This window comes from Streptomyces sp. YIM 98790, from assembly GCF_011421595.1.
GTDB lineage: Bacteria > Actinomycetota > Actinomycetes > Streptomycetales > Streptomycetaceae > Streptomyces.
This window is the reverse complement of sequence record NZ_WTLH01000062.1, coordinates 21,133-30,944: the sequence shown is the minus strand read 5'-3', so window position 1 is coordinate 30,944 and position 9,812 is coordinate 21,133. Positions and strand designations below refer to the sequence as shown.

9 protein-coding genes are annotated in these 9,812 nt (G+C 76.7%); 7 read left to right on the top strand and 2 right to left on the bottom strand.

All coding sequences use genetic code 11. The features are described 5' to 3' along the window. The first annotated feature begins 172 nt into the window (after nt 1-172). From GQS09_RS13115 to GQS09_RS13105, 3 genes are all read left to right on the top strand, one after another. Nucleotides 173-1,183 (top strand): polysaccharide deacetylase family protein, encoded by a 1,011-nt coding sequence (locus GQS09_RS13115; RefSeq protein WP_165986220.1) that lies wholly within the window; start codon nt 173-175, stop codon nt 1,181-1,183. After that, nucleotides 1,180-2,457, top strand: coding sequence for a glycosyltransferase (locus GQS09_RS13110; protein ID WP_165986219.1), 1,278 nt, complete (start codon nt 1,180-1,182; stop codon nt 2,455-2,457). The genes GQS09_RS13115 and GQS09_RS13110 overlap by 4 nt, the downstream gene beginning before the upstream one ends. A 316-nt stretch (nt 2,458-2,773) precedes the next feature. Continuing rightward, the gene (locus tag GQS09_RS13105) at nt 2,774-3,463 is read left to right on the top strand and encodes a lipopolysaccharide biosynthesis protein (RefSeq protein WP_165986218.1); all 690 of its coding nucleotides are present in this window, start codon (nt 2,774-2,776) and stop codon (nt 3,461-3,463) included. On the opposite strand, the gene GQS09_RS13100 is transcribed toward GQS09_RS13105, so the two are convergent. Then, entirely contained in the window at nt 3,375-4,592 is a 1,218-nt protein-coding gene (locus tag GQS09_RS13100; RefSeq protein ID WP_165986217.1) for a glycoside hydrolase family 26 protein, read from the bottom strand. The two genes, GQS09_RS13105 and GQS09_RS13100, sit on opposite strands and share 89 nt — an antisense overlap. Before the next feature lie 144 nt (nt 4,593-4,736). Between GQS09_RS13100 and GQS09_RS13095 the strand changes: the two genes are divergently transcribed. Continuing rightward, a complete protein-coding gene (locus GQS09_RS13095) occupies nt 4,737-6,017 on the top strand; it encodes an ATP-grasp domain-containing protein (RefSeq protein WP_243761363.1) in 1,281 nt (426 codons plus the stop codon). 166 nt (nt 6,018-6,183) lie between these two features. After that, on the top strand, nt 6,184-7,530 hold the full coding sequence (locus GQS09_RS13090; RefSeq protein WP_165986216.1) for a SidA/IucD/PvdA family monooxygenase: 1,347 nt from the start codon (nt 6,184-6,186) through the stop codon (nt 7,528-7,530). Nucleotides 7,531-7,710: 180 nt separating this feature from the next. On the opposite strand, the gene GQS09_RS13085 is transcribed toward GQS09_RS13090, so the two are convergent. Continuing rightward, complete coding sequence (locus tag GQS09_RS13085) at nt 7,711-8,370, bottom strand: FMN-dependent NADH-azoreductase (protein ID WP_165986215.1); 660 nt, start codon at nt 8,368-8,370, stop codon at nt 7,711-7,713. A 183-nt stretch (nt 8,371-8,553) separates the two neighbouring features. On the opposite strand from GQS09_RS13085, the gene GQS09_RS13080 reads away from it, so the two are divergent. Together GQS09_RS13080 and GQS09_RS13075 are read left to right on the top strand one after the other, a co-directional pair. Then, nucleotides 8,554-8,907, top strand: coding sequence for a helix-turn-helix domain-containing protein (locus GQS09_RS13080; RefSeq protein WP_165986223.1), 354 nt, complete (start codon nt 8,554-8,556; stop codon nt 8,905-8,907). A 16-nt stretch (nt 8,908-8,923) separates the two neighbouring features. Next, on the top strand, nt 8,924-9,796 hold the full coding sequence (locus tag GQS09_RS13075) for a hypothetical protein (protein ID WP_399552500.1): 873 nt from the start codon (nt 8,924-8,926) through the stop codon (nt 9,794-9,796). Nucleotides 9,797-9,812: the final 16 nt, after the last annotated feature.

Sequence of the window (9,812 nt, the reverse complement as noted above, 5' to 3'; positions counted from 1 at the left end):
GGGCGGCCGGCGGCGCGGTGGCGTCCCCGGCCGCCGCGGCCGTGCTCGGGGGAGTGGTGGTTCCCGCCGTCTTCGTCATCGCCGCGCGGGCCGCGCGGGTGCCGGAGGCGGATGTCCTGTTGGCCGCCGCGCGCCGTGCGGCGCGCGGCACCCGGAAACGAAGGCAACGCCCATGACTCTCGACACCCCATCCCGCTTCCCCGCCCCCGGCTCCGCCCGGGCCGCGCGGGCCTCCCGGGCCGCCCGGGCCGCCCGGGCCCTCCCCGTGGCTGCCGCGTCCCCGGCCGTCCCCGCCGCACCGGCCCCGTCCGCCGACCCCCCCGATCCCCCGGACCGCGCCGCCACCGCACCGGGGCGGCTGCCGGGTCCCCGCCGCCGGGGCGGACAGGACGGGCGCTCGCCGCTCTGGGTGTGGATGTACCACTCCGTGTCCGACCCCTCCCACGATCCCTACCGCATCACCGTCTCGCCGCGCCGCCTGGACCGCCAGCTCGGCTGGCTGCGCGCCCGCGGCCTGCGCGGCGTCTCCGTGGCCGAACTGCTGCGCGCCCGCGCCGCCGGCCGGGCCGCCGGGCTGGTCGGCCTCACCTTCGACGACGGCTACACCGACTTCCTGGAGGCCGCCGTCCCGCTGCTGCACCGGCACGGCTGCACGGCCACCGTCTTCGTGCTCCCCGGGCGGCTCGGCGGCGACAACGCCTGGGACCCGCAGGGCCCGCGCAAGCCGCTGCTGACCGCCGAGGGCATCCGCGCCGCCGCCGAGGCCGGGATGGAGATCGGCTCGCACGGCATGCGCCACCTGGACCTCACCAAGGCGTCCCCGGCCGAACTGCAGGAGGAGACCGTCCGCAGCCGGGAACTCCTGCACCGGCTCACCGGCCGCGCGCCGGACGGCTTCTGCTACCCCTACGGCGCGGTCAGCACGGCCGTGCTGGCGGCCGTGCGGCGGGCCGGCTACGGCTACGGCTGCGCCATCGACGCCGGGCCGCTCACCGGTCCGCTGGCCCTCCCCCGGGTGCACATCGGGGAGTCGGACACCGGACCCCGGCTGCATGTGAAGCGGCTGCTGCATCCGGTGCGGCGCCGCCCGGTGCTGCTGGACCCGGCCGTCGCGCCGCAGACCCGCACGGCGCCGCCGCCGTCCGGGCCGCCCGCCGGGTCCGGAGGGGGCGACGGGCGGTGAAGGTCCTGCACATCATCACCGGGCTGGGCGTCGGCGGGGCGGAGCGGCAGTTGCAGACGCTGCTGCGGCGGCTGCCCGCCCGCTGCGAGGTGGTGACGCTGGCCGGCTCCGGCCCGGTGGCCGAGGCGCTGCGCGCGGACGGCGTGCCGGTCCGCGATCTGGGCATGCGCGGCAACCGTGATCTGCGGGCGCTGCCCCGGCTGGTCCGGCACATCCGGCGCGGGCGCTACGACATCGTGCACACCCACCTCTACCGGGCCTGCGTGTACGGCCGGACCGCCGCCCGGCTCGCCGGGGTGCGCGCCGTGGTGGCCACCGAGCACTCGCTGGGTGCGCAGGAGATCGAGGGCCGCCCGCTGCGGCGCACCACCCGCGCGCTGTACCGGGCCACCGAGCGGCTGGGCGCGGCGACCGTGGCGGTCTCGCCCACGGTGGCCGGACGGCTGGCCGGCTGGGGCATCCCGGAGAACCGGATCGTGGTGATCCCGAACGCCATCGACCCGGCGCGCTTCCGCTTCGCCCCGGCCGCCCGCCGGGTGGTCCGGCAGCGGCTCGGGCTGGACCCGGACGCCTTCGTGCTGGCCGGGGTGGGGCGGCTGGTGCCGGGCAAGCGGTTCGACCTGCTGGTCCGGGCCGCGGCCCGGCTGCCGCAGGTGCGGGTGGTGCTCGCCGGGGAGGGGCCGGAGGCGGAGGCGCTGCGGCGGCTGGCCGCCGGGCTGGGTGTGGCGGACCGGGTGCGACTGGTGGGAGAGTGCGGCGGCCCCGGTGTCGCCGGGCTGCTGTCGGCCGCGGATCTGTTCGTCTCCTGCTCGCCGGAGGAGACCTTCGGGGTCGCGGTGCTGGAGGCGCTGGCCGCCGGGCTGCCGGTGCTGTACGCGGCCTGTCCGGCGGTGGAGGACCTGCCGCCCGGCGAGGCCCCGGGCGCCCGCCGGACCGACCCGGACCCCGAGGCGCTGGCCGCCGCCGTGCGGCGGGAACTGGCAGCCGGGCCGCGCCGCCTTCCGGTGCCGCCGGCGGTCCACCGCTACGGGGTCGCCGCAGCCGCCGACCGGCTGATGCGGCTCTACACCGGCCTGCACACCACGGTCGCGGCGGACCCGGCCCCCGGCGCCCGTACCGGCACGGCCGCCCGGCCCGCCGCACCCCGGCCGCCGGTGCCCTCCGCCCCGGTCCTCTCCCCGCTGCCGCCCCCTTTCCCCTCGCCCTCCCCGGGCCCGGAACCGCCGCGGTCCCCGGCACCGTCGCAGCCCACCGGAGGAGGCCGGACACGATGACGGCACCCCCCACTCCCTCCGCACCCCCCGCAACCTCCGCACCCCCCGCAACCTCTGCGCCCGCCGCGCCCGCCGCCGCTCCGGACGCCTCCGGCGCCGCCGACCGGCCGCCCCGGCTGCGGTGGCGGTGGCGGTTGCCGTCGTGGCCCCGGCCCCGACTGCGGCCCGGGTCCCGACTGCGGCCCGGGCCCCNCGGTGGCGGTGGCGGTTGCCGTCGTGGCCCCGGCCCCGACTGCGGCCCGGGTCCCGACTGCGGCCCGGGCCCCGGTCCCGGTCCTGGTCCCGGTCCTGGTCCCGGTCCTGGTCCTCGCCCCGGATGCTGTGCTCCGCTCTGCTGTCGCCGATCCGGCGGCGCCTGTCCCGGCTGCCCGGCTGGTGGCCGGTGGCGGCGGGGGCGCTGCTCGGCCTGCTGCTCGGCGGTGCGTACGCGCTGCTGACCCCGCCCCGCTACGCGGCGACCAGCCAGGTGGTGGCGGAGCCCACGGACGGAGGCGACCCGGCGGCGGCCCTGGGATGGGCCCAGCTCTACGGCCGGCTGGCCACCGACCCGGCGGTGGTGGCCGACGCCGGTGCGTCCGTCCGGGACGCCGCGCTGCGCGCCGCCACCTCCCCGGACGCGCCGGTGGTGGAGATCACCGCCACCGCCGCGTCCCCGTCCCTTGCCGCCGGTGCCGCCGACGCCCTGGCCCGGGCCCTGATCCGGTACGGGGAGGCGGCCGAGGAGGCCGGCGGAGCCCGCCTGTCGCTGCTGCTCCCCGCCGTCGCACCGGACTCTCCCGTCACCCCGGCGCCGCTGGTCTCCCTCGCCACGGCCGTCACCACCGGTACCGTGCTCGGTGCCCTGCCGCTGCTCCTGCCGCGCCGACCGCGCGGCGCGGCAGGAGCAGCGGGCCCGGCGGGCCGGGGCCGCACGGAGGTCACTGCGCCACCCGCGGCCCCCGGGGAACCCGCGGCGGAGCACCGGAGGGAGCCGGCTCCGGCTCCGCCCCCGGGCGGCGCGGGATGACGCGTGCACGGAAAGCCGCCGCCGAATCCGGATTACCGCCGCACCACCACACACCGTGCGGGCAGTAGTCGCTGATGGTGTGGTACAGCGGCTCGTGCTCGGCGATCCATTCCAGCATGCGGCGCACGTATTCCGGATTGTCGCCGTTGCGGAACAGCCCCCATTCGGGGAAGGAAATCGGCTTTCCGTGCGCGCGGGCGAAATCCACATGGTCCTGGAGCCCGTACGGCTGGCTGACGTGTTCGTCGAAGGTACGGCCCGGCGGCTGGTCGTATGTGTCCATGCCGATGATGTCCACCACGTCGTCGCCCGGGTAGCACTCGGTCCAGGCGATGGCGTCCAGGCCGCGGCTCGGGGCGAAATCGAAACGGAACTGCTGGCCGGGCACGGCCCGCATGGTGCCGACGATGCGCCGCCAGTACGCCTTCCAGGCCGCCGGGTCGGGGGCGCAGCGGTGGGTGTAGGTGGTGCCGTTCATCTCCCAGCCGAGCACGATGACGGTGTCCCGCAGGCCGAGCGCCACCAGCCGCTCGGCCAGCACCCGGAAGTGCCGGTCGAACCGTCCGGTGGCGCCGCTCCGCAGCAGGGACCGCACCTCGGCGTCCCGCACCCCCGCCTCGTTCCGCTCCAGCATCGGCACATTGAGCACGAACAGCCGGTCCGCCCCGGCCCGGCGCCACTCCGCCCAGGGGGCGAGGAACTCCGGACGCCCCTGGATGTTGATCCAGAGATCGCCCGGGAGATAGGTGTGGCCGACATGGAGCTCCATGCCGTGGAGCCAGTGCGAGAACAGCCCCATCCGCCGTACCCCCTCCGGGCCGGAGCCGAGAAAGGCACCGAAGGCCTCGGGGGCCAGGGCGAGCGGCGCGGAGGAACCCGCGAGCGGCCCGGTGTCGTCCGGAGCCCGCCCGGTGTCGTCGGGAGCCGGTGCGGTGTCGTGCGGGTCCGGTGCGGTGTCGTCGGGAGCCGGTGCGGTGTCGTGCGGGTCCGGTGCGGTGTCGTCGGGAGCCGGTGCGGAGGCGTGCGGGTCGGGTGCGGGCGCAGGGGACGGGTCCGGGGGCGGCGGCCCGGCGGCAAGGAGGAGCCCGGCCGATGCCGCGGCCAGTCCGGCACCGAATCCGAGCGGCATGGGCGACCCCTTTCTGCGACTTTCTGCGGCCCTGCACACCATTAAGCAGCAGATCTGACGAATGGTCTTTCCGAAGGGGTTTCCGGTAGCCCGATCGAGGAGTCCATTGCCGGTACCGGACGGAAGTGTGAAGGATTTCCGAATATGCCACCGCTTGACGCTCCACCTGTTTCCGGACCGGCCCCGGCGCCGCCTCCGGTGCGGCCGGCCGCCGGGCAGTTCGCCACCGACGTGCCCGCGCTGCTGCTGCGCCTGGACCGCAACCCCTTCCACCACGGGTCGCTCGGTGCCGCCCGCTCGCTGGGCCGTGCCGGAATCGAGGTGCACGCCTTCACCGAGGGGCCGCGCACCCCGCTGGCCCGCTCCCGCCATCTGCACCGGGCGCACCCCATGCCCGCCGCGGAGGGCGACCGCGACGCGGTGGTGGCCCGTGCCCTGGAGCGGGTCGCGGAGCGGATCGGCCGGCCCGCCGTGCTGATCGCCATGGACGACATGGGCGCGCTGACCGCGGCCCGGCTGGCCGGGCGGCTGCGCGGACACTTTCTGCTGCCCGGACCTCCGCCCGGCACCGCGGCCCGGCTGGCCGACAAGGCCGCACTCGCCGGGCTGTGCCGGGACGCGGAGATCCCGCACCCGGAGACCGTGGCCCCCGGCAGCGCCGCCCACGCCGTGGCCGCCGCCCGCGAACTGGGCCTGCCACTGGTTGCCAAGTGGGACCGGCCCTGGCTGCTGCCGCCGGGAGGCGCCCTGCGCAGCACCACCGTGGTCACCGGCGTCGAGCAGATCCGGCGGCTGTACGCCGCCACCCCGAGGGCGGGCGGCGCCGCGCTGCTGCTCCAGCGGTACCTGCCCGGACCGGGCGAGGACTGGTTCTTCCACGGCTGTTTCGCCGCGGACGGACGGCTGCTGACCGGCGGCACCGGCCGCAAGGAGCTGTCCTGGCCACCGGCCGCCGGACTCACCGCGGTGGGCCGCTGGCGGGACGCACCGGAGGTGGCACGCGCGGGCGTCCGGCTGGCCCGCCTGCTGCGCTACCACGGCGTGCTGGACCTGGACTTCCGGCGCGATCCCCGCACCGGCGCGTACCACCTGCTGGACGCCAATCCACGGCCCGGCGCCCAGTTCCGGCTGTTCGCCGACGGGCGGGGGACGGATGTGGTGCGCGCCCTGCACCTGGATCTCACCGGCCGCGCGGTGCCGGAGCCGCGGCCGGTGCCGGGCCGGGTGTTCGTGGCGGAGAACTACGGGCTGCTCTCCGCGCTGCGCGCGCTGCCGGGCGGCCCGCTGCCCGTCCCGGCCGGCGGCGCGGGACTGGAGACCGCGTGGTTCGCGGCCGACGACCCCCGGCCGCTGCTGACCATGGCCGGCGGCTGGCTGCGCCGGGCGGCGGGCAAGGCCGTGGCCCGCGCCGGGCGCCGCTCCTGAAGCCATCCCACCACCGGCCCGCCCGTCCTGACCGATTGCCCGTCCGACCCACCTGTTGCCCGTCCGGCCGGCCCGGACCGGCCCCGACCGTCCCGACGCACCGGACCGACCAGACCGACTGGACCGACCAGACCGACTGGACCGACGAAAGTGAGCGGCTGACCCGATGCACGATCTTGTAGTGGTAGGCGCCGGCCCCTATGGGCTGTCCATCGCCGCGCACGCCGCGGCCGCCGGGCTCGACCTGCGGGTCTTCGGCCGGCCCATGGCGTCCTGGCGGGACCACATGCCCGAGGGGATGTTCCTGAAGTCCGAACCCTGGGCATCCGACCTCTCCGACCCCTCGGGCGGCCGCACCCTGGCCGACTTCTGCGCCCCGCGCGGGCTGCGCGCCGAGCACGCCCACCCGCTGCCCCTCAGCACCTTCACCGACTACGGCCTGTGGTTCGCCAAGGAGATCGGCCCGAGGGTGGAGGACTGCCCGGTCTCGGCGGTCACCCCGCTGCCCGGCGCTGGCTTCCGGGTGACCACCGGCAGCGGTGAGGTGGTCTACACCCGCACGGTGGCCCTGGCCGTCGGCGTGATGCCGTTCGTCAGGATTCCCGAGCCGCTGCGCGACCTGCCCGCCGACCGGGTCACCCACAGCAGCCACCACCGCGCACTGGACCGCTTCCGGGACCGGGACGTCACGGTGATCGGTGCCGGTCAGGCTGCCCTGGAGACCGCCGCGCTGCTGGCCGAGAACGGCGCCCGGGCCCGGCTGGTGGCCCGCGCCCCCGCACTTCGCTGGAACACCCTGCCCCAGCCGCTGGCGCGCCCCCGCGCCGCCGCCCTGCGCTGCCCGCACAGCGGTCTGGGCACCGGCTGGAGCACCTGGGTCTACGCCGAGGTCCCCTGGGCGGTGCGGCGGCTGCCCGGCCGCCGCCGGGCCCGGATCTTCGAGTCGGCGCTCGGGCCGGCCGGAGCCTGGTGGCTGCGCGAGCGGTTCGAGGGCGTGGTCCCGGTCAGCCTGGACCGTCGGGTGGCGAGGGCCGTGCCGGACGGCGAGGAGGGCCTGCGGCTGGAGCTCGCGGACGCCCGCGGCCAGGTCCGGGAGACGGTGCGTACCGGGCATGTGATCGCCGCGACCGGCTTTCTGCCGGATCTGTGGCGGCTGGAGATCCTCGACCCCGCGGTGCGGGACCGGCTGCGCACCGTCCCGGGGACCCGGGCGCCGGAGCTGGACGGCGGGATGGAGTCCTCGCATCCGGGGCTGTTCTTCGCCGGTCTGCTGTCCGCCCCGGCGTACGGGCCGGCCATGCGCTTCGTCTACGGGGCCGGATTCACCGCCGGGCGGCTGATCCGGGGCGTGCGGCGGCGGCTGACCGCGGTGGGGCGCCGTGCCGTGCCGGTGCCCGGCCAGGCCGCGGCCGGGGCCCCCGGCGGGCCGTCCGGTACGCCGCTGCCGGCACCGTCGGCCGAGCGGGAAGGGGAGCGGGAGCGTGGGAGCCGGGTGGCGGAACGCACCGAGTGACCGGAGCCGGCCGGGCCCGGCCCTTCCTGGCCCGGCCCGGCCGGCCTGTCCGGGCCTTGGCCGGGACCTGACGTGGCTGCCTTGACCTGACCCGACCCGGCCTGAGAGGCAGCGGAGGGGCGGGGTGCCGTACCGTCCCCGGTACGGCACCCCGCCCCTCCGGCGTCCGCCGGGTGCCGGTCAGACCGCCGCGGGGAGCCGGCCGGCCAGTTCCCTGGCCCGGGCCTCGGCCCGGGCGTGCGCGTCGGCCCGGGAGGCGTCGGCCTTGTCGATCAGCCCGGCCATGGACGGCACGACGCGGGCCAGGGTCAGCTCCGGCACGATGAACTCCGGCTCCATGCCCATCGCGGCGCCCAGCACCATCCGCAGGTAGGGCACGGCGAAGTCCCTGCCCTCCTGGGGCGTGCCGGGCCCGTAGGCCCCGCCCCGGCTGGTGACCACGGTCACCGGCTTGCCCGCCACGGAGGTCGGCTCGGCCCCCGCGGTGCGGCCCATCACGATCACGTGGTCCAGCCATGCCTTGAGCGCGGAGGGCAGCGAGTAGTTGTACAGCGGCGCGCCGATCAGCACGGCGTCCGCCGACTCCAGCTCGGTGATCAGCTCCTCCCGCAGGGCCAGGATGCTGCGCTGCTCCTCGCTGCGCTCCTCGTGCGGGGTGAGCGCCGCGTAGTAGGCGGCACCGTCCAGGTGCGGGATGGGCTGGGCGCAGAGATCGCGGTGGATCACGCTGCCCTCGGGGTGCTGCTCCTCCCAGGCGCGGCGGAAGCTCGCGGCGACTTCCCGGGAGACGGAGTTCGCCCCGTTCAGGGAGGTGTCCAGGTGCAGCAGGGTGGCGGCCATGCGCATACTCCTCGCAAGGAAAGGTGAGTCCCTAGTGGGATGTACGTAGCTAGTTTTACCACAGCTACTTACTTTTCTATAGCCCGCCCTGGCGTCAGGGGTACCCTTGACTCCATGGGCGAGGCAGCGGCGGCGACGACGGCGGCGGGGGCGCGCCACGAGGCGCCGCCCGCGGACCACCAGATGTGTACGGAGCCCGAGGGCGGGCTGCAGCGGGTCTTCGGGCTGCTCGGCAAGCGCTGGACCGGGCTGGTGCTCGCGGCGCTGATGAGCGGCCCCGGCGGCTTCGCCGAGTTGAAGCGGGCGGTGCCCGGGATCAGCGAGCGGATGCTCTCGGAGCGGCTGACCGAGCTTTCCGAGCTGCACCTGGTCGCCCGCGAAGTGGAGGCCGGGCCTCCGCTGCGGGTGACGTACCGGCTGACCGAGGCCGGACACGGCCTGCGTCCGGCCATGGTGGAGCTCTCCCGGTGGGCCGACCGCCATCTGGCCGGCGGATCGGCGAACTGCCCCAGCGAGTTCCGCGACCCGCCACGCTGACCCTTACGCTGGCCGGGTGACCACCCCGGACGACCAGAACAGCCCGCGCCCCGACCGGACCGCCGACGGCACCGGAACCGACGGCACCGGAACCGACGGTGGCGGCGAGGAGGCGACGCAGCGGCTGGAACAGGCGGTGCGCGCCGCCGAGAGCGCCCTGATCGAGTTCGAGATCGCGGTCGAGAGCTTCCGCATCGAGGTGGAGAACTTCGCCCGCCTGCACGAGGAACGCCTCGGACCGCTGCACACCCGGCTGGAGGAGCTCGACGCCCGGATCGCCGAGGCCGTCGCCGCCCGTACCGGTGACCCGGAGGACGAGCGCCGGGCCGCCGACGCCCGCGCCCTGCTCGCCCCCATGCCCGGCGTCTCCGCCCTGTTCGGCGACTGGATGGACGCCGACGGCATGCGGGCGGACGCGGTCGACATGCTCACCGAACGGCCGGTGCGCACCCCGCCCCGGGTCCGCCCCGGGGAGGAGGCCCGCAAGCTGTTCCGCGAGCTGATCCGGCGCTGCCACCCCGATCTGGTCACCGACGAGCGGGAGCAGCGGCGCCGCGCCGCGTTCGTCAGCCGGGTGAACCAGGCCTATGCGCGCGGCGACGCGGAGGAACTGCGCCGGCTGTCCGAGGAGTGGGAGGCCGGGCCGCCGCCCCCGCCCGGCCCGCTGGCCCGCGCCGAGGAGCTGCTGGCCCGGCTGGAGTGGCTGGCCGGCCGCAAGGAGATGCTGGCCGCCTTCGTGCGCGACCTGGAGGCCGGCGCGATCGGCTCCATGCTGCGGCTGGCCCATGACGATCCGGACGGGCTGCTCGACGAGATCGCGGCCGATCTGCAGCGGAAGATCGCCGAGCGCGAGCAGGCACTGGCCCGCGAGCTCGCCGCCGGGGATTGAGCGGACGCCCCGGCGG